Below are 24,037 nucleotides of genomic sequence, written 5' to 3' on the forward strand. Positions count from 1 at the left end.
GTGGGAACGGGCTCGCCCGCGAAGACGTCCGACCTGGCGCGCCGACGACATTTGCCCCACCGCTTTCGCGGGCAAGCCCGCTCCCACAAAATCCGGACCCGGGACGGACGCCCAGACACCCGCCACACGATTGCCGTTTGACACCCGGCCATCGGTCCCCGAAGCTTGCCCCTCATGCAGACACGGAAATCGGTATGCCTAACGCGCCCCAGCCACACTCCCCTTCACCGTTGAAGGCTCGCCGTCGCGGACGGGCTGTCGTGGTCGTGTCCGTGCTGTTGCTGCTTCTGGGCGCCGGTTGGCTGGTGCGTGGCTGGTACGCCCCGCCAGCCCCCGTGGTGGTCAACCACAGCTATGCCGAGGCGCTGGAGCAGGCCCACAACGGCAAGCCGGGCGCGGCGCGGGTGCTGTACCAGCAATTGAGCCGCACCGACCTTTCGGACATCCGCCGCGCAGGGCTGCTGGCTGAACTGGGCAACTACCCCAGCGCCCAGGCGCTGAAGATCCTCGACGGCGACCTCAAGCGCCCCGTGCCGCTGGTGCAGCAGGCAGCCATCGATGCAGTGACCAACATGGTGTCCAACGCCCAGCGCAGCATGCTGATCGGTCCGCTGCTGGACGCCCCCGACCAGAACGTTCGATTCAGCGCAGTGCGGGCATTGACCGGGCTCACGCCGGATGACCTGGGCCTGTACTTCAGCGCCTTCCAGGAGGCCGCCGATCAGTACCAGAACACCCTGGCGTCCCAGCCACCCAGCGGTCAGAGCCAGATCCAGCTGGCGAAGATACTGGTCACCCAGAACGCTCCCCGCAAGGCACTGGAGGCCCTGAACCTGGCGCTGAAACTGGAACCGAACAACATCGAGGCCGGAGTCGCCCAGGTGCAACTGCTCGACCGTCAGGGGCAGATGGAGCAGTCACGCCAGCAACTGGCGGCGTTGCTCGAAAAACACCCGCAATCCTCGCTGCTGCAACATGAACTGGGCACCTGGCTGCTGCGCCATCAACAGAACGAATACGCGCTGCTGGCACTGGCCAAGGCAGTGGAACTGGACGCCGACAATACCCAGTACCGCTACGACCTGGCCGTGGCCCTGCATGACCTTGCGCAACTAGAACCGGCCCAGCGCCAACTCGAGGAAATCCTCCAGCGCCAGCCCGCCAACCGCCGCGCTCGAACGCTACTCATCGACTACTGGAAAGAAAACGGCCAGTTGCAGAAGGTGCAGGTTCTGCTGGCGGAACTGGAGCAGCTCAACCCCGACGACCCTGCCCTGCAACAGGGCCTGTAAATACGCCAGGGCCGCGCCAACCGCTGGCTTTGATCTTTTCCATAAATTGCCAAGTTTGAGAAATTACTTACAACGGCTGTTCTCCTGCTCCGGCATTTTCTGTCAGACCCGATAATTTTACATGGATGTTTCATTTAACAATTGCGCCCCGGCTATTTTACAACTCGAAAAAAAAGTGCATTATTTACCTGTCGCGCATCACAACTACCCCTTCGCTGATGTTGAGCTGACCGCCTGACGTTATTCCGATGTATGACGATCACGCCACGGGGTAGCCTTAAAAATGAGCACAGGACCCTTACATGCGTCCATGTTGCTTGGGTTGGGCTGACAACAGCCACTAATCGCCGGAGTACTATTTTTTGTCCAGACTTGCCGAGTTTCGCGCAGCAGAACGAGCCCTTCAGGAACAGCTGGCCCAGCTGGAAAGCCTGAAGAATGATGCCGGACTGAAAAAGGAGATCGAATTCGAACAGAAGCTCCAGGCTCTGATGACCAGCTACGACAAGAGCCTGCGTGATGTCATTGCCATCCTCGATCCCAACCCTTCGGCCGCAACCGCCGCGCCAGCAGGCCCGAAACGCCGTCGCGCCCGCGTGGTCAAGGTCTATCAGAACCCGCACACCGGCGAGCTGATCGAGACCAAGGGCGGCAACCATCGCGGCCTGAAATCCTGGAAGGAACAGTACGGCGCCGAAACCGTCGACTCCTGGCTGCGCGGCTGATCCCATCCCGTTGCGCCATGCTGTTATAAAAAAGCCCCGCTTGCCGGGGCTTTCTTATAAGCGCTAATATTACAAGACCTGGCCACATCCCCTTCTGCTAGTTCCTGTGCCTCGCGCAGTAACGGTTTGCCGCCTCCTTTCGTATAGTTATCGCCGCCTCCTCCTTCCTCGAAAGCAGTAATGAGTTGGTGTTATCGCCATGGCTGATACCCGCGACAAAAGAACGTCACCCACAAACTATTGACGCCAAATGACAAGTGGTCGAGAAATATCTAGCAAAGCCGCCGAAGGGGAGTTTTCTTCACGTTTTTTTCACAAGCACTTCTACAGGATGAAGGCTGCTAAAGGATTAGCGCCCCATGCCCGCTTCGGCGGGCTTCTTTATGCCTGCGATTTGATCGCGATCAATTAAGATCATGGCGCGGCATTGAGTTTCAGGCTATCCCTTATACGCTGCACCTCTTCCTTGTTGGCCGCGTAGCCATCGGCCGAGCCTGCATAGGACAACGACCAGGCCGTTTCCTTGTTGGCGGCCGCCACCAGGGTCTGGGTCATCACATGGGCGCCGTTCTGGGTGATGGTGCAGGTGGTTTCCATCGCCGGCACCTGGCTCAGGGTGCTTTCTTTCATCCGGGTGCAGACGCTCTGGAAGCCGCCGTGCACGAAGTTGACCTGCACCGCCTTGCGCATCTCCAGCAGCACGCCTTCGACGTTCACTTCATGACCGACCTGCAAGCGGGTCTGGGTCAGTTCCACGACCATCGCCGGATCGCCGTTGCCATCGCTCTTGACCGCACGCTGGCGCACCTGCACCGAGGGCCGATCGGGGCCGGCTTCCTGCGTGGGCAGTGCCTCGACCTCCCAGTCGCTGGGCCAGACAATCATGGCATCTGCCGCCAGGGCATGGCCTGCGCCAAATGCCAGACACATGCCGGCCAGGGAAACTGCGCGTAACGTTGAAAACATGAGCGATACCTGAGCGTAGAGCCACAAAGTGTGGGCCTGTCGCTCGGGGTTCACAAGCGCAGGCATAAGGTTTGTGCACATTTCGGGTTTGGCTCGGGCGCCGGGTCCCGTATCATTGGGCAACATTTACAGGATCTATCCGGAGTCACCCATGAGTCTGCACGAACTGAACACCTTCCCTGGCGTTACCGCCCAACCGGACACCGCCACCGCCCAATTCGTGTTCAACCACACCATGCTGCGCGTGAAAGACATCACCGCATCGCTGGATTTCTACACCCGCGTGCTGGGTTTCAGCCTGGTGGAGAAGCGTGACTTCCCCGAAGCCGAATTCAGCCTGTACTTCCTGGCACTGGTCGACAAGGCGCAGATCCCGGCTGACGATGCCGCGCGTACCGTCTGGATGAAAGGCATCCCGGGCATCCTGGAGCTGACCCACAACCACGGCACCGAAAAAGACCCGGCATTCGCCTACCACAACGGTAACACCGACCCTCGCGGTTTCGGCCACATCTGCATCTCGGTGCCGGACGTGCACGTCGCCTGCGCGCGCTTCGAAGAGCTGGGCGTGGACTTCCAGAAACGCCTGACCGACGGGCGCATGAAGAGCCTGGCGTTCGTCAAGGATCCGGATGGCTACTGGGTCGAGATCATTCAGCCGACGCCGGTTTCCGAGTAAAACAGAAACTCGGCGCCGGACGCTGACTGTGGGAGCGGGCTTGCCCGCGAAGGCGGAGTGCCATTAAACGAGAACGTGACTGACCTGACGCATTCGCGGGCAAGCCCGCTCCCACAGGAGAATCAGCCGGTCTGAAAGCAAAAAACCTCATGATCACTCATGAGGTTTTTTTGTGCCGCCGTTTCAGCCAACCATCACGCCGGAGCGCTGGTGCGGATCAGGTGATCGAAAGCGCTGAGGGAAGCCTTGGCGCCCTCGCCCACTGCGATCACGATCTGCTTGTACGGCACGGTGGTCACGTCACCGGCTGCGAAGATGCCCGGGATCGAGGTTTCGCCGCGGTTGTCGACCACGATCTCGCCCCGTGGCGACAGCTCGATGGTGCCCTTGAGCCATTCGGTGTTGGGCAACAGACCGATCTGCACGAAGATGCCTTCCAGCTCGATGTCCAGCACTTCATCGGTGGTGCGGTTCTTGTAGCGCAGGCCGTTGACCTTCTGGCCGTCGCCGGTCACTTCGGTGGTCAGGGCGCTGGTCAGCACCGTCACGTTCGGCAGGCTGTGCAGCTTGCGCTGGAGCACCGCATCGGCACGCAGGCTGCTGTCGAATTCCAGCAGGGTCACGTGGGAGACGATACCAGCCAGGTCGATGGCCGCTTCCACACCCGAGTTGCCGCCGCCGATCACCGCCACGCGCTTGCCCTTGAACAGCGGGCCGTCGCAGTGCGGGCAGTAGGCCACGCCCTTGTTGCGGTATTGCTGCTCGCCGGGCACGTTCATCTCGCGCCAGCGGGCGCCCGTGGCCAGGATCACGGTCTTGCCCTTGAGCACGCCGCCGCTGGCGAACTTGACCTGGTGCAGCTCGCCGTCCTTGCCAGGAATCAGTTGGTCGCCGCGCTGCAGGTTCATGATGTCGACTTCGTATTCCTTGACGTGCTCTTCAAGGGCAACGGCCAGTTTCGGGCCTTCGGTGTGTTGAACCGAAATGAAGTTCTCGATTGCCATGGTGTCCAGCACCTGACCGCCGAAGCGCTCAGCCGCGACACCGGTGCGGATGCCTTTACGCGCGGCGTAGATCGCCGCTGCCGAACCTGCAGGGCCACCACCGACGACGAGCACGTCGAAGGCTTCCTTGGCATTGAGCTTCTCGGCCTGGCGATCACCGGCGCTGGTGTCGATCTTCGCCAGAATCTCTTCCAGGTTCATGCGACCCTGGGCGAACAGTTCGCCGTTGAGGTAGATGCTCGGCACCGACATGATCTGGCGGTCCGTGACCTCCTGCTGGAACAGGCCGCCTTCGATGGCGACGTGCTGCACGTTGGGGTTGAGCACGGCCAAGAGGTTCAGCGCCTGGACCACGTCCGGGCAGTTCTGGCAGGTCAGCGAGAAGTAGGTTTCAAACTTGAACTCACCGCTCAGGGACCGTGCCTGCTCGATGGTGTCCTCGGTGGCCTTGGACGGGTAGCCGCCCACTTGCAGCAGCGCCAGTACCAGCGAGGTGAATTCGTGGCCCATGGGCAGGCCGGCAAAACGCAGCTTGATGTCCTGGCCCGGGCTGTTCAGGGCGAAGGATGGGGTGCGTGCGTCAGTGCCATTGGTGTTCAGGGTGATCTGGCTGGAGCTTGCAACGATGTCGTTGAGCAGGGCCAGCATTTCCTGTGATTTCGCGCCGTCATCGAGGGACGCGACGATATCGATCGGGCGAGTGATCCGCTCCAGGTACGATTTCAACTGGGCTTTGAGATTGGCGTCCAACATGATCGACTTTCCTTAATCAGCTTTTTTCAGGTCTTGAAATAAAAACGCCCAGGCGTTGACCGCCCGGGCGTTTTTTGGGGGCGATGCGGTTTACTTGCTTATGGGCTCATCGCCCCCGATCCGGTCACGAGGACTTAGATCTTGCCGACCAGGTCCAGGGACGGAGCCAGAGTGGCCTCGCCTTCCTGCCATTTGGCCGGGCAGACTTCACCTGGGTGTGCAGCGACGTACTGAGCAGCCTTGATCTTGCGCAGCAGCTCGGATGCGTCACGACCAACACCACCGTCGTTCAGCTCGACGATCTTGATCTGACCTTCAGGGTTGATCACGAAAGTACCGCGGTCAGCCAGGCCAGCTTCTTCGATCAGCACGTCGAAGTTGCGGGAGATGGTCAGGGTCGGGTCGCCGATCATGGTGTACTGGATTTTGCCGATGGCTGGCGAAGTGTTGTGCCAGGCAGCGTGGGCAAAGTGGGTGTCGGTCGAAACGGAGTAGATTTCTACGCCCAGCTTTTTGAAGGCTTCGTAGTTGTCAGCCAGGTCTTCCAGCTCGGTCGGGCAGACGAAGGTGAAGTCGGCTGGGTAGAAGAACACCACAGACCATTTGCCTTTGAGGTCAGCATCCGAAACGTCAACGAAAGAACCGTTTTTGAAAGCGGTAGCTTTGAACGGCTTTACTTGGCTGTTAATGATAGGCATCGGGTGGATCTCCTTAGGGTTGAATGAATCAGGTCATGAATTCGATGGGAAGGATCTTACGCACAATCGGCGGCAGGGGCTCATTGGCAAAGCTGATGCGGCTAATTGGTTTTCGCTATAAGAAGACTCAATTAATAGAAGAATTCAGTCAGTAGCAGAATCAGGTTACAGCTTGGCGAACCCGTCCCTGCCCAGCGACGGATCATCAGACGCCGGCCCAGCCTACCCAGTTCATCCCACACTGTTCAACCCGGTGCAGACAACCTGCTGACAATGACGCACAATACGCGCCATTAGGTGGTACGTAATATGCGATACGTATCTGGTACGAATTGAACGGAAAGCATCATGGCAAGAAGCGGTATTAACAGGGCCGAAGTGCAAGCCGCGCGCAATGCGATCATCGCCCGGGGCGAGAACCCCAGTATCGATGCAGTACGCATCGAGATGGGCAATACAGGGTCAAAGACCACCATCCATCGCCTCATGCGGGAAATCGATGCTGAAGGCCATGATGCAGCGGCGTCGCAGATCGACGAGGAACTGACCGCCCTGGTCGCCCGACTGGCCTTGCGCCTGAAGGAAAAGTCCCGCGAGCAGATTGACGACGCCAGGGCCAGCCTCGACGCCGAGCGCCAGGCAATGCAAGGCGAGCTCCAGGACACACGCCGCCAGTTGGCCGAGTTACGCGAGCGGCATGCCGCGCAGACCACCACCCTGGGCAGCCAGACCGCCACCCTGCTGCAGGTGCGCGAGGCGCTGCAGAATGAGCAGAAGGAAAACGCCCGCCTGAGTCAGGCCGTACAGGACACCGCCAGCCGCCTGGCTGACAAGGATGGGCAAATCCAGACCCTCAAGGAGCGGCACCTCGACGCCCATGGCCAGAGCGTCCTGCTCAAGGAGCGGGTGCGCAACGCCAAGGTGGAGATGGAAAAGCTCAAGCAACAATTGACCGAGCGCGACCAGCAGAACCGTGTACTGGAGCTGATCCTGATCAAGACCGAACTGGCGCTGGAAAACCTCAAGGGCGGCAAGACCGGCGCGCAACCGGACTAGTCAGCGCTTTCGATCAATCCGCGCACCCGCTGCGCGAGGTCGTCTATGGTGAACGGCTTGGTCAGCATGTCCATACCGTCCTCCAGCACCTCGCCACGGACCAGCGCGTTCCCCGCGTAACCGGTCATGAACAGCACGCGCAAGCCCGGTCGGTGCTGCCGGGCAATTTCCGCCACCTGGCGGCCGTTGAGCCCGGGCAAGCCGACATCGGTCACCAGCAAGTCGATACGTCCGCCACCCTCCAGAAACGGCAGGGCCGCCGCTCCGTCCGCCGCGACCTCGACCGAGTAGCCCAGCTCGCGCAACACATCGACCACCAGCATGCGCACGTCCGGCTCATCCTCGACCACCAACACTCGCTCACCCTGGCTCGCACGTGGCGGGGCAATGTCCTCGTCGTCTGCCGGGGTACCGCCATTGGATTCGAAGTGGCACGGCAGGTACAGATCGATGCGCGTGCCCTGCCCCTCGGTGCTGTCGATCAGCACCTGGCCACCGGTCTGGTTGATGAAGCCATAGACCATCGACAACCCCAGGCCGGTGCCCTGGCCGATGGGCTTGGTGGTGAAAAATGGATCGAAGGCCCGGGCGATGACTTGCGCCGACATGCCGGCCCCCGTGTCCTGCACGCCGAGGCGAACGTAGTCACCGGGCGCGAGGGCATCGTGCATGACCGCCACATGCACCGCCTCGGTCTGGATCAGCAGTCGGCCGCCGTTGGGCATCGCATCCCGGGCGTTGATCACCAGGTTGAGCAGCGCGTTTTCCAGTTGGTGCTCGTCGGTGCGGGTCAGGCGCAACGCGCTGCTGAGGTCGATTTCCAGCTCGATGCTTTCACCGGTGGTGCGCCGCAGCAGCTCTTCCATGGACATCACCATGCGGTTGATGTCCACCGGCTGGGTATTGAGTGACTGGCGCCGAGCGAAGGCCAGCAGCCGGTGAGTCAGCGATGCCGCACGATTGGCCGAGTTCATGGCGGCATCGATATAGCGGCCGATCTCGCCGACACGCCCCGCTGCCACCCGGCGCTGGATCAGGTCCAGCGCACCGAGCACACCCGTCAGCATGTTGTTGAAGTCGTGGGCGATGCCGCCGGTCAACTGGCCGATGGCATCCATCTTCTGTGCGTGACGCAGCGCTTCCTCGGCCTGGGCGCGCTCGCTGATCTCGATCTGCAGGCGCTCGTTGATCTCGGCCAGCTCGCGGGTGCGCTCCGCCACCCGCCGTTCCAGGCTCTCGTTGAGTTCGCGCAGGGCATCCTCGGCCTTGACCTGGGCGGTGATGTCCGTGCTCGTGCCCAGCCAGTAGGTAATGTTGCCCGACGCTTCGCGGATCGGCAGCGCGCGGCACAGGAACCAGCGGTACAGGCCATCCTTGCCCCGCAGCGGGAAGGTGTCTTCCCAGATGGAGCCCGTGGCGAAGCAGCGACGCATTCTGGAATCGACGCGCTCCAGGTGGTCCGGGTGATGCAGCGAGCGCCAGCCCAGGGCCATCATGGCCTCGTGGGAGGTGCCGGTGTAGCTGTACCAGCGGGCGTTGTACCAATAGATGCGTCCAGCCGGGTCCGCGATCCAGGCCAGCTGGCTCATGTTGTCGGCCAGGGTGCGGAACTGGCGCTCGCTTTCATGCAGCGCCTGCGCCTGTTCTGCGCCCGGCTCGTCAGGTCCTGCGGGATTCAGAGGCATGGATGCCGAAAAACTCTTTCTGGTCAAAAACTGGGTCCATCCCGTTCAAACTATACCCGTCCGGTCTTCATCCATGAGACCGGATCCTTTACATCCATGACATCAAGCGGTCAGCGGGTCGCTGTGCGCATGGTGACGAACTCTTCGGCCGCTGTCGGATGCACACCGATGGTGTCGTCGAAGATCTGCTTGGTCGCGCCCGCCTTGAGCGCAATGGCCAGGCTCTGGACGATTTCGCCGGCGTCGGGCCCCACCATGTGGCAACCCAGGACGCGATCGGTCTTCTTGTCGACCACCAGCTTCATCAGGGTGCGCTCCTGGTTGTCGGTCAGGGTCAGCTTCATCGGGCGGAAGGTGCTTTCGAAGACCTGCACGTCGAAGCCATCCTTCTTCGCCTCTTCCTCGGTGAGCCCCACGGTACCGATGTTCGGCAGGCTGAACACTGCCGTCGGAATGTGGCGGTAGTCCACCGGACGATACTGCTCAGGCTTGAACAGGCGACGGGCCACCGCCATGCCTTCGGCCAGCGCCACCGGGGTCAGTTGCACGCGACCGATCACATCGCCCACGGCGATGATCGATGGCTCGCTGGTCTGGTAGTTGTCGTCGACCTTGACGAAGCCCTTGTCATCGAGCTCGACATTGACCGTCTCCATGCCCAGGTCGTCCAGCATCGGGCGGCGGCCCGTGGCGTAGAACACGCAATCGGTGTTCACCGAACTGCCGTCGTTGAGCGTCAGCTGCAGCGTGCCATCGGCGAGTTTTTCGATACTGGCGATTTCGGTCTTGAAGCGGATGTCCATGCCGTGCTTGGTCAGCTCCTGGTGCAGGTGCGTACGCACGCTGCCGTCGAAGCCGCGCAGGAACAGTTCGCCGCGGTACATCAGCGACACCTGGGCACCCAGGCCATTGAAGATCGAGGCGAACTCGACGGCGATGTAACCGCCCCCCACCACCACGACGCGCTTGGGCATCTGCTCGAGGAAAAACACCTCGTTGGAAGTGATGGCGTGTTCGCGACCCGGAATCTCAGGCACCTGCGGCCAGCCGCCGGTGGCGATCATGATGTGCTCGGCGGTGTGCACCTGGCCGTTGATTTCCACTTCATGGGGGCCGCGCAGCCTGGCGTGGCCTTCCATCAGGGTGACGCCGCTGTTGCCCAGCAGGTTGCGGTAGATGCCGTTGAGGCGGCTGATCTCACGGTTCTTGTTGCCGATCAGGGTCGGCCAGTCGAAATCGGCCTCGCCTGCCGTCCAGCCAAAGCTCTTGGCCTGCTCGAAATCTTCGGAAAAATGCGCCCCGTACACCAGCAGCTTCTTGGGCACGCAGCCGACGTTGACGCAGGTGCCGCCCAGGTAGCGGCTCTCGGCGACGGCCACGCGCGCGCCGAACCCGGCAGAAAAACGGGCCGCACGCACGCCGCCGGAACCGGCACCGATGACGAAGAGGTCGAAGTCGTAGCTCATTTCTGTATCCTTGGCAGGCATGGATTTTCGCGGATTCATGGCGAATCGCGGCGCTGGCCAGGCCAGCGAAAGAGCCTAAGCATAACCGCTCCAGCGCGCCGGGCAAGGGCCAGGACCCAGAAACGACAAAGCCACCCGAAGGTGGCTTTGCAGAGCAGTACAGTTACTTGGCTTTGGTCGGTACAACGACCGGATCCAGCGACTTGCCCGTCTTGTAGAAATGCTCGAAGCAGAAGTTGGTGGCTTCGACGTAGCCCTCGGCGCCACCGCAGTCGAAACGACGACCCTTGAACTTGTACGCCAGCACGTTGCCTTCGGCAGCCTGCTTCATCAGTGCGTCGGTGATCTGGATTTCACCGCCCTTGCCTGGCTCGGTCTGTTCGATTTTCTCGAAGATGTCCGGGGTCAGGATGTAACGGCCGATGATCGCCAGGTTCGACGGTGCATCTTCAGGTTTTGGCTTCTCGACCATGTCGGTGACACGGTACAGGCCGTCCTTGATTTCTTCGCCAGCGATCACGCCGTACTTGTTGGTTTCGTTCGGGTCCACTTCCTGGATCGCGACGATCGAGCACTTGTACTGCTTGTGCAGCTTGACCATCTGGGCCAGTACGCCGTCACCTTCCAGGTTCACGCACAGGTCATCCGCCAACACCACGGCGAATGCCTCGTTACCGATCAGTGGGCGGCCGCTGAGAATCGCGTGGCCCAGGCCTTTCATTTCGGTCTGGCGAGTGTAGGAGAAGCTGCACTCGTCGATCAGCTGGCGGATGCCGACCAGGTATTTTTCCTTGTCGGTGCCCTTGATCTGGTGCTCCAGCTCATAGCTGATGTCGAAATGGTCTTCCAGGGCGCGTTTGCCGCGACCGGTGACGATGGAGATTTCATTGAGGCCCGCAGCCAGTGCTTCTTCCACGCCGTACTGGATCAGTGGCTTGTTGACAACGGCCAGCATCTCTTTGGGCATGGCTTTGGTCGCTGGCAAGAAGCGAGTGCCGTAACCGGCTGCAGGGAACAAGCATTTCTTGATCATATAAGTCCTTGATGGTGCTGGGGGTGTTGCGGCGCAGTCTAATCAGGAGGCGATAACCTTACAATGCCCCCCGACGCTGGCCGTTAGCTGACTTGGTAGAGGAACGGATGCGCAGATAGTTCCGCACGATTCCGGTTATTGCGACCACCGCGCATCTGCAAGCTGTCCGGGGACGGTTCGCAAACGTTTTTTCTTACCGGTGATTGCCGACTGTTCTTCACATCATCCGTACGAGGGTATCCATTTCCACGAAACGACCGAGCGATGACTGGAGCAAGCGTAGCCGGATTCATTCGATTGCGTAGGAAAATTATGCGCTTGCGCCGTATCATGGCCGCCTGAATCATTTATCGAGACGGATCGATGGCGGAAGTCAAAGTTGTAAACGGGTACCAGATCAAGAAAATGCAGGATGGCGGGTGGTGGCTGATCGGCCACGACGGCGAGCAGGTCGCCGGCCCCTTCCCGAGCGAAAGCAGCGCAGTCGAAGTGGCCTCGGTGTTCGAAGACTTGGCCCCGCGCAGCCGCCCGGGCAAGAAGTCCTGATCGAAGGACCGGTTCGGCCCCGCCTGTGCGGGGCCTGAGCCTCGGCGCACGGGTAAAAATGTTCCCGTGATGCCGGAACGATGGCACAGTCTTCCAGTCTTACCCAACGCCAGGCGCGATCCCCGCGCAAACCCTGGCGTTCATCTGGCCCTCATCGTGAAGCATCCGAAAATGATCAAGATCCTGTCCGTCGTTGTTGTCTTGGGCCTGACCGGCTGCGCCACCGCGCAAAACACTTACCTGAAGGATGGCAAGCAGGCCCTGAGTATCGACTGCTCGGGCGAAGCCATGTCCTGGGCCGCCTGCTACGAGAAAGCCGAGGCGTCCTGCGCAGGCACCGGCTACAACATCGTCAGCACCAATGGCACCCCGCAGCCCAAGGATGCCGACAAGACCCTGGGCGTGGACGTCGGCAACTACAAGACCCGCAGCGTGCTGGTGACCTGCAAGTAGGCGCGGTCACTCACCGGAAATACAGGCGTTGACCGCGTGCTGGATGTCCTTGGGGCGTAGCGGGTTGTTGCCACCACTCTCGAACAACTTGATGGAGCTGCCCCCCGAGCGCTTCTCGATATCGACGATCGCGGTCGGCGTGCCGTGGGTGAATTTCTGCGGGACGATGACCCGCATACCCTCACGGTGCGGCTCGATCTGCGGCGGATTGCGGCTGTCGGTGATCCGGGCCACGAAGCAGTCGGCGTATTCCTGGGGGGATTTGCCAGACATCACGTTCATGGTCGGTGGCGTGTGTTCGATGTCCGCCACAGAGGCACAACCGGTCATCGCCAGGGCCAAAATAACAACAGCCAGTTTCATACAATCCCTCCAATAAATGTCCTACGACAAGCCGGACTTCGATTAAATCCCCGGGATTTGCACTTTTTCATTGCCGCAATCGCCTCCATAGGCCATGTGGCGAGCAAAGGCCCGGGTTGCCGTGATATCGTTTCGGGTTTTCAAGCATGCCCTGTCCCTGGAGACACCCATGAAATTCGTACACCAGCGCGAGCACCTCAATGAAGACGACATGGTCGTCATCGAGTGCTCCCAGCTCTGCAACATCCGTCTGATGAGCGACGCGAATTTCCGCAGCTTCAAGAACGGCGGGCGCCACACCTACCACGGCGGCGCGTTTGACCGCTTCCCGGCCAAGATCACGGTGCCCAGCAGCGGCTTCTGGAACATCACCATCGACACCGCCGGGCGCAAGATGGACAGCCACGGCGGCGGGCGCAAGACCACGTTCACCCACTCGATCAAGATCGTTCGCCGCACCTCGTCGCGCCTGAGCTGATTCTTCCATTAGACACCGGTGCGCGTGAAAGCTTCGTTGCAGCGCGCGCACCTGACACCTGCCAAGGAACCCAACGTGAGCAACCAAGCCCCCGTCGTCAAATACGCCATCAGCTACAAACTCAACGGCGAGCGCCGCTTCGAGTTCGCCCTGCTGCAATCGCCGTCCGCCGAAGAAGCCCTGGCAGCCCTGCAGAAGATGCACGGCGACAGCGACGACGTCATCAGTGACGTCAAGGTCAGCAAAGCGCTGTAACCGCCAACAGACAGCCAGGCACGCCGCGATGATGCAACGCAAAGGCACTACGCCCGCCACATTCGACCTGTTCGCCGACGACAGCCCGCAGCCGCCGTCCACCGAGCAGATCGGGGAGCAATCCTTTGTGTTTCGTGGCTTTGCCCTGCCCCTGCTAGACCGTTTGCTGCCTGCCCTGGAAGCGACGCTGACCCAGGCGCCCTTTCGCAACATGGTCACCCCGGGTGGTTACACCATGTCGGTTGCGCTGAGCAGTTGCGGCCAGTTCGGCTGGACCACCGACCGCAACGGCTATCTGTACAGCCCCATCGATCCGCAGACCGGCCAGCCCTGGCCGGCAATGCCTGAAGTGTTCATGGAGTTGGCGCGCACAGCGGCCGAGGCTGCGGGGTTTGCGGGCTTCCAGCCTGATGCCTGCCTGATCAACCGCTACATTCCAGGCGCCAGGCTGTCACTGCATCAGGACAAGGACGAGCGCGATTATCAGTGGCCCGTGGTGTCGGTATCCCTGGGCATTCCGGCCATTTTCCTGTTCGGCGGCCATGCCCGCAGCGATGCCACGCAACGGGTGCCGCTGTTTCATGGCGATGTGGTGGTCTGGGGCGGCGAAGACCGCCTGCGCTACCACGGCGTGATGCCGATCAAACAGGCGGAGCATCCGCAGTTGGGCGAGCAGCGGATCAACTTCACCTTTCGCAAGGCACGTTGACGCTGATCCTGTAGGAGCGCGCTTGCCCGCGACGGCGGTGTGTCTGTTCCCATTGCAGTGACTGACACGCCGCCGTCGCGGGCAAGCGCGCTCCTACAGGTTAGCGGCGTTCTTAGGAACACCGCCTCAACGTGATATGCATCACTGCGTCACCGCATCCTCATGGGCGGCCCGGGCCTTGACCGGGCAGATCACGCGGTGCAGGTTCAGGGCGGTGTTGATGATGCCGATGTGGCTGAACGCTTGCGGGAAATTGCCGAGCATGCGCCTGGCCCTGGGATCATACTGCTCGGCCAGCAAACCGACGTCGTTGCACAGGCCGCACAAGCGGTCGAACAGCGCGGCCGCCTCCTCCTCGCGCCCCTGCAACACATACACATCCGCCAGCCAGAACGAACAGACCAGAAAGGTGCCTTCGCTGCCCGACACGCCATCGGTGCTGCGCTCGCTGTCATAGCGCAACAGCAGCCCATCCTGCATCAGCGCTTTCTCGACCTGCGCGATGGTGCCGGCCACGCGCGGATCCTCGACCGGCAGAAACCCGGTCAAGGCGATTTGCAGCAGGCTGGCATCCATTTCCTTGCCGCCGTAGGTCTGCACGAAGCTGCCCAGTTGGGCGTCGTAGCCCCTGGCGCAGACGTCGGCGTGGATCTCGTCGGCGATCCTGCGGTAATGCAGCCCACGCTCGCGGTCTTCCGGGTTGTCACTCTGCGCCAGCACACCGGCATTGCGGTCGAACGACACCCAGGCCATCACCTTGGAATGGGTAAAGTGCCGTGGCTCGGAACGGATTTCCCATATCCCGGCATCAGGGTTGCGCCACACGCTCTCCAGAAACGGCATGATGACCTTCTGGATCTCGATACTGCGCGGCAAGCGCGGCAGCCCGCTCTTGAGCGCCTGGGTCATGGCATCCGCCACTTCGCCATACACGTCCAGTTGCATCTGGGTGGCCGCTGCGTTGCCGATCCGCACCGGGCGCGAATCCTCATAGCCGCTGAGCCAGGGCAGTTCATATTCCGGTAGCCGCCGCTCACCGCCCAGGCCGTACATGATCTGCACCTGTTCAGGGTTGCCGGCCACCGAGCGCAACAGCCAGTTGCGCCACGCCGTGGCTTCATCGAAATAACCCAGGTTCATGAAGGCCAGCAGCGTCATGGTTGCGTCACGCAGCCAGCAGAAGCGGTAGTCCCAGTTGCGCTCGCCGCCCAGTTGCTCAGGCAGCGAGGTGGTCACGGCGGCGACGATGCCTCCCGTGGGCGCATAGGTCATGGCCTTGAGGGTGATCAGCGAGCGCTTGACCTGCTCGGACCAGGGGCCGACGTCGGGACAACGGTCGGAGAACTCGCGCCAGAAGCTTTCGGTCTGTTCCAGCGCCTGCTCGCAATCGAAGCCCTTGCGCACCGGCTCGTGGGACACCTGCCAGGTCAGTCCGAAACCCAGGCGCTGGCCGGCCTTCACGCTGAACAGGCTTTCAGTGTGGTGATCCATCGGATGCACTTCGGCCGGTGTGCGCAACACCAGCATTTCCGGGCCGCCTACCGCCGTCATGACATGGGGCTCGCGCTTTTCGACCCACGGCACGTTGCTGCCGTAATCGAAGCGGATCGCCAGATCCATGCCGAACTCGACCTCGCCTTCCAGCCCCACCACCAGACGCACCACGCTGTTATCGACTGCCATGGGCATGAAGTCGATGAGCATCGCGCGGCCGGTATCGGTGGTGAACAGGGTTTCCAGAATCAGCGTGCCGTCGCGATAACGGCGGGTGATCTGGCAGTTGGCGGTCTGTTGCGGGGCAATTTTCCAGCGACCGTTGTCGCTGTCGCCCAACAGGGCAGCAAAGCAGGCAGGCGCGTCGAAACGCGGAAAACACAACCAGTCCAGCGACCCGTCGCGGGTCACCAGCGCTGCAGTGCGGCAGTTGCCGAGCAGCGCGTAGTCTTCAATCGGTACAGCCATTAGGTGCGTGTCCTTCTGGTGTCTGGGTGAAGAACCCGTAGCAGCACGGCTTGCCAGCGGGAGCGGTGTGTCAGGCACAGAGGGTTTTCTGACACACCGCTCCCGCCGGCAAGCCGTGCTGCTACGGGCAAGCGTTTGAATCAGCGTGGCAGGATGTAACGCTCGATGGCCGTCGCCAGCCCGTCCTCCAGGTTGCTGCCCGTCACGTAGTTGGCGTGGGTCTTGACCCCGGTTTCTGCCTGGCCCATCGCGATCGACAGCCCTGCACGCCGGAACATCGCCACGTCGTTGCCGGCATCACCTATGGCCGCTGTATGCGCCATGTCCACGCCCAGGGCCTGCGCCACTGTCGCCAGCGCCGTCCCCTTGTTGGCGTCCAGCGCCGTGACATCCAGGTAGTAGGATTGCGAGCGCGCCGCCAGAGCCGTCTGGGCGATCAGCGGGTTGAGCCGGGCTTCGAGCTGTTTGAGCAACTCGAAGTCCTTGCTGGCCGCGACGATCTTGTCGATGCGATCGATCACCTCGTCGAAATGCTCGACCTGCACGAAGTCATAGCCCAGGGTGTTGCGTTCGTGCTCGACGTAATCCCCTTGCGGGTCGAGCAGCAGCCATTGATCGTCGGCGAACACCCACACCGAAACCCGTTCGCCAGCGAACAGTTCAAGGCTGATGCGCGCAGCGTGGGGGTCGATGCGATGGGCCTTGAGCAGGCTGCCGTCAGGGTTGACGATATTGGCCCCGTTGAACCCGACCGTAGGCACATCGATGCCCAGCGCGCGGATCTGCTCGCGCATGGCCCGCGGTGGCCGGCTGCTGGCGACCGAGAAATGAATCCCGGCCTCCTTGAGCTTGCGCACCGCCTCGATGTTGGCCTGGCTCAGGCTGTGATCGGGGCGCAACAAGGTGCCATCGATGTCGGAAAGCATGAACTGGATGAGAGGTTGCGCAGATTCACTCATCCCAGACGTTGCCAACTGCGACCGTCACGGGCCAGCAGCTCATCAGCCGCCGCAGGGCCATCTTCACCCGCCTTGTAGAACTCGACGTGAGGATCCTTGGCCCAGGCATCGATGAACGGCTGCACGGCGCGCCAGCCGTTTTCAATGTTGTCGGCACGCTGGAACAGGGTCTGGTCCCCGGTCAGGCAGTCATAGATCAGGGTTTCGTACCCGGTCGATGGCTGCATCTCGAAGAAGTCCTTGTAGGCAAAACCCAGCTCGATGGTCTGCATGTCCAGGGTCGGCCCGGGTTTCTTGGCCTGCAGGTCGAACCACATGCCTTCGTCCGGCTGGATCTGGATCTTCAGGAAGTTGGGCTCCACGCGATCCACGTCGGTGTCGCGAAACTGCGCGTAAGGCGCAGGCTTGAAGCAGATCGCGATCTCGGTATCACGCACGCTCATGCGCTTTCCAGTGCGCAGGTAGAACGGCACGCCGACCCAGCGCCAGTTGTCGATGAAGACCTTGAGCGCGGCGTAGGTTTCCGTGTTGCTGTCCGGGGCAACCCGGTCCTCTTCACGGTAACCGGCCACGTTCTTGTCGCCCAGGGTGCTCTCGGTGTACTGACCGCGCACCGAGTTGGCCAACGCCTCCATCTCCGACCAGGGCCGGATGGCCCCGATCACCTTGGCCTTCTCGCCACGGACCGCATCGGCGCCAAACGCCGCCGGCGGTTCCATGGCAACCATGGCCAGCAGCTGGAACAGGTGGTTGGGCACCATGTCCCGCAGCGCGCCGGTGGTTTCATAGAAACTGCCGCGGGTTTCGACGCCCACGGTTTCGGCGGCGGTGATCTGCACGTGATCGATGTAGTGATTGTTCCAGAACGACTCGAACAGGCCATTGGAGAAACGGCTGACAAGAATGTTCTGCACCGTCTCCTTGCCCAGGTAATGGTCGATCCGGTAGATCTGCTTCTCGCTCATCGCTTTGAGCAAGCAGGTGTTCAGCGCCACAGCGCTGGGCAGGTCATGGCCGAACGGCTTCTCGATCACCACGCGACGGAAATAGTCGTCGCCCTCCACCATCAGCCCTGACGAGCCGAGTCGCTTGGTCACTTCACTGAAGAAGCGCGGCGCGGTGGCGAGGTAGAACACGGCATTTTGCGTGCCGGTGCTCTTGATCTTCGCATCGATGGCCTGATAGGTGCCGTCGTCGAGAAAATCCCCGGTGATGTAGCTGATGCGTTTGGCCAGACTGCCCCACAACGCGGGATCCAGAGGCTCTTCACCGCCCTGGGCGACCTTGCTGGCCGCCTCCTGACGAATGAAATCCTCGAGTTTCTTGGCGAAGTCGGCGTCAGTGACGGTGTTGTGGTCTACGCCTACGATGTGCAGGTTCTCATCGACCAGTCCGTCACGGAACAGGTTGTAGAGCGCCGGCATCAACAGCCGCTTGACCAGGTCACCATGAGCGCCGAACAGGAACAGCGTGGTTGCCGGAGCAACCGGGGCTTTCTGCTTGCTTCGCGATAATCCCATTATTTTGGTTCCTTATGACCACCAAATCCGAAACGCATGGCCGACAGCATCTTGTCGCCGTACGTGCTTTGTTGACGGGAGCGGAAACGGGCGAACAGCGAGGTGGACAGCACTGGAACCGGAACGGCCTGCTCCATGGCAGCCTCGATGGTCCAGCGTCCTTCGCCGCTGTCGGCGACCGAGCCTGAATAGGCATTGAGCTGCGGATCGGTCGCCAGTGCGTCGGCGGTCAGGTCCAGCAGCCAGGAAGACACCACGCTGCCACGGCGCCAGACTTCGGCGATGTCGCCAAGGTTCAGGTCGAAACGCTGGTCGGCAGGCAGGTTGTCCGAGTTCTTGGTCTTGAGGATGTCGAAGCCCTCGGCGAAGGCCTGCATCATTCCGTACTCGATGCCGTTGTGGATCATCTTGACGAAATGGCCAGCGCCCGGCGGGCCTGCGTGGATGTAGCCCTGCTCGGCGCGCGGGTCGGCGTCCTTGGCGCGATCCTTGGTGCGCGGGATGTTGCCGATGCCCGGTGCCAGGGTCTTGAACAGCGGATCGAGGCGGTTCACGACTTCGGTTTCGCCGCCGATCATCATGCAGTAGCCGCGCTCCAGGCCCCAGACGCCGCCGGAGGTGCCGACGTCGACGTAGTGCAGGCCTTTTTCCTGAAGGGCGTGGGAGCGACGAACGTCGTCCTTATAGAAAGTGTTGCCGCCGTCGATGATGACGTCGTCCGGCTCCAGCAGGTCGGCCAGGACGTTGATGGTGTCTTCGGTCGGCGCGCCAGCGGGCAGCATGACCCACACCGCGCGCGGTTTTTCCAGTGCAGCCACCAGTGACGCGAGGTCATTGGCTGGCGTCGAACCCTCGTTGGCGAGCACGGTGCGAGACTGCTCATCGCGATCATAGACCACAGTGGTGTGGCCATTGAGCATCAGTCGACGTGCGATGTTGCCGCCCATGCGGCCTAGTCCGACAATCCCGAGTTGCATGTAGAGGTGCTCCTTAATCAAAAAACGGGTGCCCCATTTTATAGCCCAGTACCGCCTGTTGGGTTAGTCCGGGGCGCAAAACGAAGGTTTCAGGGTGAAAATAGTTTCATCTTGGTGCGCAAGACCCGCTCTAAACTGCCGTTTGTCGCGAGGGGCGCACCTTAGCGACAATTCAAAATAAAAAAGTTCCCTTTTGCGTCAAAAGAAATCAGAATCCGCGCCGACAAAGGTAGGAAGCATAGGCAAGTCGGGTAGCGATGCTGTCATTGCTTGAACCTTACGATGTTGAATCCGCCATTTGCGAGGTGAGCAATGGGCACAGTACTACCTGCAAGCGTTCCACAAACCCTGTACGTTACCATTCGTCGCGACGAACTGCGTGAATTGAAAGAAGAACGCGATCAGTTGCAAAAGAAAGTGGCTCAGTTGACTCAACTGCTGCAGCACACCCAGATCGCTTCGTCGGGCACCGCCCTGCAAGCCTGATCCCCGCTCCGCCCGCCTTCCCCGTACATGGCAAGCCCGATCTGCCGGCTTGCCCCCTGGTTGATCCCCCGCTGCCTTCACCCTCTTGAAACTCGACCTGCCAAGCGTCGGACCCGTTGCGCGATGTATCGTTCAACCGCCCTGAAAGCACATTTGTGTGTCAAACGACACCGTCCCGACACCCGTCTCACATATTTTTCACCTGCCCATCACCATACTCACGCCCCTCTGTGACGCGTCCGTGCTGTTCGGCCGCGCGAAAGATCCATAGCTGGAGCGCCTGATGGCAACAACGCAACGGAGCACCCCGACTCCGAAAAAATTCGACTGGGCGGGTCTCGCCTGGCTGTTCGTCTTCTTCTGGTACTTCTCCGGAATCACCCAACTGCTGATCCAGTTGACCGGCATCACCGGCTTCGCAGGATTTCGCCAGGCGTTCGTGATGAGTGGCATCTGGCTCGCGCCGATGCTGCTGTTCCCCAACAAGACCCGCGTGATGGCCGCCGTCATCGGCGTGGTGCTGTGGGCCTGCTCCATGGCCAGCCTGGGTTACTTCTTCATTTATCAGCAGGAGTTTTCCCAGAGCGTCATCTTCATCATGTTCGAGTCGAACATCTCTGAAGCTGGCGAGTACATGACCCAGTACTTCGCCTGGTGGATCGTGCTGGCCTTCATCGCCCACACCGCCTTCGCGATTTTCCTCTGGACCCGCCTGCGCCCGGTGTACATGCCCCGTGGCCGCGCCTGGGTGACCGCCGTGGCGTTGCTGGTGGCGATCATCGGCTACCCGCTGGCCAAGCAGATGTCGCGCTTCGACACCACCGCAGCCGGCCTGGAAGCCTTCGAGTCACGCATCGAGCCTGCCGTGCCATGGCAGATGCTGGTCGCCTACCACCGCTACACCCAGCAGCTGGACAGCATGCAGGACATGCTGGCCACCAGTAGCAGCATCGCCCCGCTGAAGAACCTCAAGGATCAGCAAGCCGGCCTGCCCACCACGCTGGTGCTGGTGATCGGCGAGTCCACCAACCGTGGCCGCATGCATCTATATGGCTACCCACGCCAGACCACACCCAACCTGGACGCCATGAAGGACCAGTTGCAGGTGTTCGACAACGTCATCACCCCGCGCCCCTACACCATCGAGGCGCTGCAGCAGGTCCTGACCTTCGCCGATGAAGAAAACCCGGACCTGTACCTGAAGACGCCATCCATCGTCAGCGTGATGAAACAGGCGGGCTACAAGACCTTCTGGATCACCAACCAGCAGACGATGACCAAGCGCAACACCATGCTCACCACCTTCTCCGAGCAGGCCGACGAGCAGGTGTACCTGAACAACAACCGCAACCAGAACGCCCGCCAGTACGACGGCGACGTGCTGGAGCCGTTTGCCAAGGCATTGAATGACGCGGCGCCGCGCAAGCTCATCGTGGTGCACCTGCTGGGTACGCACATGAGCTACCAGTACCGCTACCCGCAGGACTACGAGAAATTCACCGGCCGGGACGGCGTTCCCGCTGCCATCGATGACAGCAAGCTCGAGCTGTACAACAGCTACGACAACGCCGTGCTGTACAACGACTTCGTGGTGTCGAGCCTGATCAAGACCTACAGCAAGGCCGATCCGAATGGCTTCCTGCTGTACCTTTCCGACCACGGCGAAGATGTCTATGACTCTGCAGGCCACGACACCCTGGGGCGCAACGAGGCCAAGCCGACGATCCCGATGTACACGGTGCCGTTCATTGCCTACGCCTCGCCGAAATGGCGCGAGACCCACGACTGGAACTTCGACAGCATCCACAACCGGGCCTACACCAGTTCGAACCTGATTCACACCTGGGCGCAACTCGCGGGCCTCAGCTTTGACGAACTGGACACCACCAAGAGCCTGGTCAGCCTGGACTTCAAGGCACGCCCACGGCTGATTGGCGATCCGTATGCGCAGAAAGGCCTGAGTGATTTCGCGGTGATGGAAAAGGCGGCGAAATCTCCGGAAGTGGTGACCAAGTAACTCGCCGCCGCCACGGACCGTAGGAGCGCGCTTGCCCGCGACGAGGGAGTGTCAGCACAGTATCAATGGGCTGACACACTGCCGTCGCGGGCAAGCGCGCTCCTACAGGTGTTCAATGCGCCTATAGCTTGCGCAACAACACCCGCGTCACCCGCCGCTCCTGCACTTGCACCACCTTCACATTCCACCCTTCCCATACCAGCTCGTCGCCGATCACCGGCAATCGATCCAGCAGGCTCATGATCAGCCCCGCCAGGGTCTGATACTCGTCGGTGGCGCGGGCCTTGAAACCGATGCGTTCGCGCAGGTGACTGAGGTTCATGGCCGCGTTGACCAGCACACCCTCGCCCTCCTCGATCAGGTCCGGCCCGTCGATTTCGCTCGCGTCGGGCAACTCACCGGCGATGGACTCCAGGATGTCGGTCATGGTCAGGATGCCGGTGAAGTCACCGAACTCGTTGACCACGAACGCGATGTGGGTCGACTGGCTGCGCATCTGCTCCAGCGCATTGAGCACCGAGAAACTGTCCAGCAGGTTGGGCGTGGGTCGCACCATGTGCTCCAGGTTGGGCTCCACGCCCGCCAGCATCGCCGTGAGCATTTCCTTCTTGTGCACGAAGCCCAGCGGCTCGTCGATCCGGCCGCCACGCACCAGCGGCAGGCGCGAATAGGACGAGTTCATCAGGCGCTGACGGATGCTTTCCTGATCGTCGTCCAGATCGATCATGTCCACGTCGTTGCGCACCGTCATCACCGTGCGCACCGGGCGCTGGGCCAGTTGCAGCACGCCGCTGATCATCACGCGCTCGCGCCGGTCGAACACCACTTCTTCGGCATCTCCGTCGAGCATGTCGGCGATGTCCTCGCCCACTTCTTCGACACCCGGCTTTCTGCCGCCCATCAGGCGCAACACCGCATGGGCCATGCGCTCACGGCGCGGCAGATGGCCCTTGAGGCTGCGTTTGCGTCGGGAACGGGCGATCTGGTTGAACACCTCGATCAGGATCGAGAAGCCGATTGCCGCGTACAGATAGCCTTTCGGGATGTGGAAACCCAGGCCATCGGCGGTCAGGCTGAAACCGATCATCATCAGGAAGCCCAGGCACAGCATGATGACCGTCGGGTGGGCGTTGACGAAGGCGGTCAGCGGCTTGCTGGCGACGATCATGATGCCGATGGAGAAGATCACGGCGATCATCATGATCGACAGTTCATCGACCATCCCCACGGCAGTGATCACGGCATCCAGCGAGAACACGGCGTCCAGCACCACGATCTGCGCCACGATGGGCCAGAACAGTGCGTAGGTGGTGCTGCCCGATTGCTGGGCGACATGCCCCTCCAGGCGTTCGTGCAGTTCCATCGTGGCCTTGAACAGCAGGAACACACCACCGAACAGCATGATCAGGTCGCGTCCGGAGAAGCTTTTGCCGAAGACCTCGAACAACGGCTCGGTCAGCGTCACCATCCACGAAATACTGGCCAACAGGCCCAGGCGCATGATGAGCGCCAGGGACAGGCCCAACACCCGCGCCTTGTCGCGCTGCTCGGGCGGCAGCTTGTCGGCGAGGATGGCAATGAACACCAGGTTGTCGATACCCAGCACCAGTTCCAGCACGATCAGCGTCAACAGGCCCAGCCAGGCCGTGGGATCAGCAAGCCATTCCATGGATCAATGCATCCTTATCAGTGGCGAGAGGACAGGCACGACAAAGCCCGACGTGCCAGCAGGCAGGTCGTTCTGGGGAAGAATAATCGTGATCAGGCGCGAATCAGCGCCAGGAGAAAGAAAAAAGCGATCTGCGGTCAGTGGGCACAATCGGCAACTGGGAGGTTCCAGTGAGAGAGACATGGGTGTCCTGAAATGAATACGGGAGGCGATCCTACCTCGCGCAAGGAATATTCCTACAGGACTTAACTGTTACAAATATTTTGAAAGGTGTTGCCCAGGCAAC

General features: G+C 61.2%; 23 protein-coding genes and 1 pseudogene. 11 read left to right on the forward strand and 13 right to left on the reverse strand.

Annotated features, from left to right (window positions below; genetic code table 11):
- The first annotated feature begins 194 nt into the window (after window positions 1–194).
- On the forward strand, window positions 195–1,292 hold the full coding sequence (locus ACIPOO_RS12395; RefSeq protein ID WP_400607152.1) for a hypothetical protein: 1,098 nt from the start codon (window positions 195–197) through the stop codon (window positions 1,290–1,292).
- 362 nt (window positions 1,293–1,654) lie between these two features.
- Complete coding sequence (locus ACIPOO_RS12400; protein WP_274130839.1) at window positions 1,655–2,017, forward strand: histone-like nucleoid-structuring protein, MvaT/MvaU family; 363 nt, start codon at window positions 1,655–1,657, stop codon at window positions 2,015–2,017.
- Window positions 2,018–2,431: 414 nt separating this feature from the next.
- Here the strand turns inward: ACIPOO_RS12400 and ACIPOO_RS12405 are convergent, their stop codons facing one another.
- Entirely contained in the window at window positions 2,432–2,983 is a 552-nt protein-coding gene (locus ACIPOO_RS12405) for a DUF4946 domain-containing protein (RefSeq protein WP_400607155.1), read from the reverse strand.
- Between the two features lie 151 nt (window positions 2,984–3,134).
- On the opposite strand from ACIPOO_RS12405, the gene gloA reads away from it, so the two are divergent.
- A complete protein-coding gene (gloA, locus tag ACIPOO_RS12410; RefSeq protein WP_400607158.1) occupies window positions 3,135–3,662 on the forward strand; it encodes a lactoylglutathione lyase in 528 nt (175 codons plus the stop codon).
- A 194-nt stretch (window positions 3,663–3,856) separates the two neighbouring features.
- Here the strand turns inward: gloA and ahpF are convergent, their stop codons facing one another.
- Entirely contained in the window at window positions 3,857–5,419 is a 1,563-nt protein-coding gene (gene ahpF, locus ACIPOO_RS12415; protein WP_274130836.1) for an alkyl hydroperoxide reductase subunit F, read from the reverse strand.
- Window positions 5,420–5,553: 134 nt separating this feature from the next.
- Complete coding sequence (gene ahpC, locus ACIPOO_RS12420; RefSeq protein WP_274130835.1) at window positions 5,554–6,117, reverse strand: alkyl hydroperoxide reductase subunit C; 564 nt, start codon at window positions 6,115–6,117, stop codon at window positions 5,554–5,556.
- A 348-nt stretch (window positions 6,118–6,465) separates the two neighbouring features.
- On the opposite strand from ahpC, the gene ACIPOO_RS12425 reads away from it, so the two are divergent.
- Window positions 6,466–7,173, forward strand: a complete 708-nt coding sequence (locus ACIPOO_RS12425) for a DNA-binding protein (RefSeq protein WP_274130834.1) — start codon at window positions 6,466–6,468, stop codon at window positions 7,171–7,173.
- Here ACIPOO_RS12425 and ACIPOO_RS12430 read toward each other — a convergent pair.
- The 4 genes and pseudogenes from ACIPOO_RS12430 to galU form a co-directional block, all read right to left on the reverse strand.
- Complete coding sequence (locus ACIPOO_RS12430; protein ID WP_400607750.1) at window positions 7,170–7,529, reverse strand: response regulator; 360 nt, start codon at window positions 7,527–7,529, stop codon at window positions 7,170–7,172. The genes ACIPOO_RS12425 and ACIPOO_RS12430 overlap by 4 nt on opposite strands.
- 75 nt (window positions 7,530–7,604) lie before the next feature.
- Window positions 7,605–8,885, reverse strand: a pseudogene (locus tag ACIPOO_RS12435) (ATP-binding protein); the annotation flags it as partial.
- A gap of 83 nt (window positions 8,886–8,968) precedes the next feature.
- Window positions 8,969–10,324 carry a glutathione-disulfide reductase gene (gene gorA / locus ACIPOO_RS12440; protein WP_400607163.1) on the reverse strand — a complete coding sequence of 452 codons (1,356 nt, stop codon included), beginning with the start codon at window positions 10,322–10,324 and terminating at the stop codon, window positions 8,969–8,971.
- Window positions 10,325–10,487: 163 nt separating this feature from the next.
- A complete protein-coding gene (gene galU / locus ACIPOO_RS12445) occupies window positions 10,488–11,357 on the reverse strand; it encodes a UTP--glucose-1-phosphate uridylyltransferase GalU (protein WP_274130832.1) in 870 nt (289 codons plus the stop codon).
- A 363-nt stretch (window positions 11,358–11,720) separates the two neighbouring features.
- On the opposite strand from galU, the gene ACIPOO_RS12450 reads away from it, so the two are divergent.
- Both ACIPOO_RS12450 and ACIPOO_RS12455 read left to right on the forward strand, forming a co-directional pair.
- On the forward strand, window positions 11,721–11,903 hold the full coding sequence (locus ACIPOO_RS12450; RefSeq protein ID WP_274130831.1) for a hypothetical protein: 183 nt from the start codon (window positions 11,721–11,723) through the stop codon (window positions 11,901–11,903).
- Between the two features lie 171 nt (window positions 11,904–12,074).
- A complete protein-coding gene (locus ACIPOO_RS12455) occupies window positions 12,075–12,356 on the forward strand; it encodes a hypothetical protein (protein WP_274130830.1) in 282 nt (93 codons plus the stop codon).
- Between the two features lie 6 nt (window positions 12,357–12,362).
- Here the strand turns inward: ACIPOO_RS12455 and ACIPOO_RS12460 are convergent, their stop codons facing one another.
- Complete coding sequence (locus tag ACIPOO_RS12460) at window positions 12,363–12,719, reverse strand: hypothetical protein (protein ID WP_274130829.1); 357 nt, start codon at window positions 12,717–12,719, stop codon at window positions 12,363–12,365.
- Between the two features lie 169 nt (window positions 12,720–12,888).
- Here ACIPOO_RS12460 and ACIPOO_RS12465 point away from each other — a divergent pair, with 169 nt between their 5' ends.
- From ACIPOO_RS12465 to alkB, 3 genes are all read left to right on the forward strand, one after another.
- Window positions 12,889–13,197 carry a DUF1883 domain-containing protein gene (locus tag ACIPOO_RS12465; RefSeq protein ID WP_274130828.1) on the forward strand — a complete coding sequence of 103 codons (309 nt, stop codon included), beginning with the start codon at window positions 12,889–12,891 and terminating at the stop codon, window positions 13,195–13,197.
- Between the two features lie 75 nt (window positions 13,198–13,272).
- Window positions 13,273–13,452, forward strand: coding sequence for a hypothetical protein (locus tag ACIPOO_RS12470; RefSeq protein ID WP_274130827.1), 180 nt, complete (start codon window positions 13,273–13,275; stop codon window positions 13,450–13,452).
- Window positions 13,453–13,483: 31 nt separating this feature from the next.
- On the forward strand, window positions 13,484–14,161 hold the full coding sequence (alkB, locus tag ACIPOO_RS12475) for a DNA oxidative demethylase AlkB (RefSeq protein WP_400607753.1): 678 nt from the start codon (window positions 13,484–13,486) through the stop codon (window positions 14,159–14,161).
- 141 nt (window positions 14,162–14,302) lie between these two features.
- On the opposite strand, the gene ACIPOO_RS12480 is transcribed toward alkB, so the two are convergent.
- From ACIPOO_RS12480 to gnd, 4 genes are all read right to left on the reverse strand, one after another.
- Window positions 14,303–16,123 (reverse strand): glycoside hydrolase family 15 protein, encoded by a 1,821-nt coding sequence (locus ACIPOO_RS12480; RefSeq protein ID WP_400607168.1) that lies wholly within the window; start codon window positions 16,121–16,123, stop codon window positions 14,303–14,305.
- A 140-nt stretch (window positions 16,124–16,263) separates the two neighbouring features.
- Entirely contained in the window at window positions 16,264–17,082 is an 819-nt protein-coding gene (locus ACIPOO_RS12485; protein WP_274130823.1) for an HAD family hydrolase, read from the reverse strand.
- Window positions 17,079–18,602 carry a glucose-6-phosphate dehydrogenase gene (zwf, locus tag ACIPOO_RS12490; RefSeq protein WP_274130821.1) on the reverse strand — a complete coding sequence of 508 codons (1,524 nt, stop codon included), beginning with the start codon at window positions 18,600–18,602 and terminating at the stop codon, window positions 17,079–17,081. Before zwf ends, ACIPOO_RS12485 begins: the two co-directional genes overlap by 4 nt.
- The gene (gene gnd / locus ACIPOO_RS12495) at window positions 18,602–19,621 is read right to left on the reverse strand and encodes a phosphogluconate dehydrogenase (NAD(+)-dependent, decarboxylating) (protein ID WP_274130894.1); all 1,020 of its coding nucleotides are present in this window, start codon (window positions 19,619–19,621) and stop codon (window positions 18,602–18,604) included. Before gnd ends, zwf begins: the two co-directional genes overlap by 1 nt.
- A 270-nt stretch (window positions 19,622–19,891) precedes the next feature.
- Between gnd and ACIPOO_RS12500 the strand changes: the two genes are divergently transcribed.
- Window positions 19,892–20,065 (forward strand): DUF6026 family protein, encoded by a 174-nt coding sequence (locus ACIPOO_RS12500; protein ID WP_274130819.1) that lies wholly within the window; start codon window positions 19,892–19,894, stop codon window positions 20,063–20,065.
- Between the two features lie 283 nt (window positions 20,066–20,348).
- Window positions 20,349–22,082 carry a phosphoethanolamine transferase CptA gene (locus ACIPOO_RS12505; RefSeq protein WP_400607172.1) on the forward strand — a complete coding sequence of 578 codons (1,734 nt, stop codon included), beginning with the start codon at window positions 20,349–20,351 and terminating at the stop codon, window positions 22,080–22,082.
- A gap of 121 nt (window positions 22,083–22,203) precedes the next feature.
- On the opposite strand, the gene ACIPOO_RS12510 is transcribed toward ACIPOO_RS12505, so the two are convergent.
- Window positions 22,204–23,751: a transporter associated domain-containing protein gene (locus ACIPOO_RS12510; RefSeq protein ID WP_400607175.1), complete on the reverse strand. Its 1,548-nt coding sequence runs from the start codon at window positions 23,749–23,751 to the stop codon at window positions 22,204–22,206.
- Window positions 23,752–24,037: the final 286 nt, after the last annotated feature.

Origin of the sequence: Pseudomonas sp. NPDC090201 (assembly GCF_044746825.1) — a bacterium.
In the GTDB taxonomy this organism is placed as follows: Bacteria; Pseudomonadota; Gammaproteobacteria; order Pseudomonadales; family Pseudomonadaceae; genus Aquipseudomonas; species Aquipseudomonas putida_AD.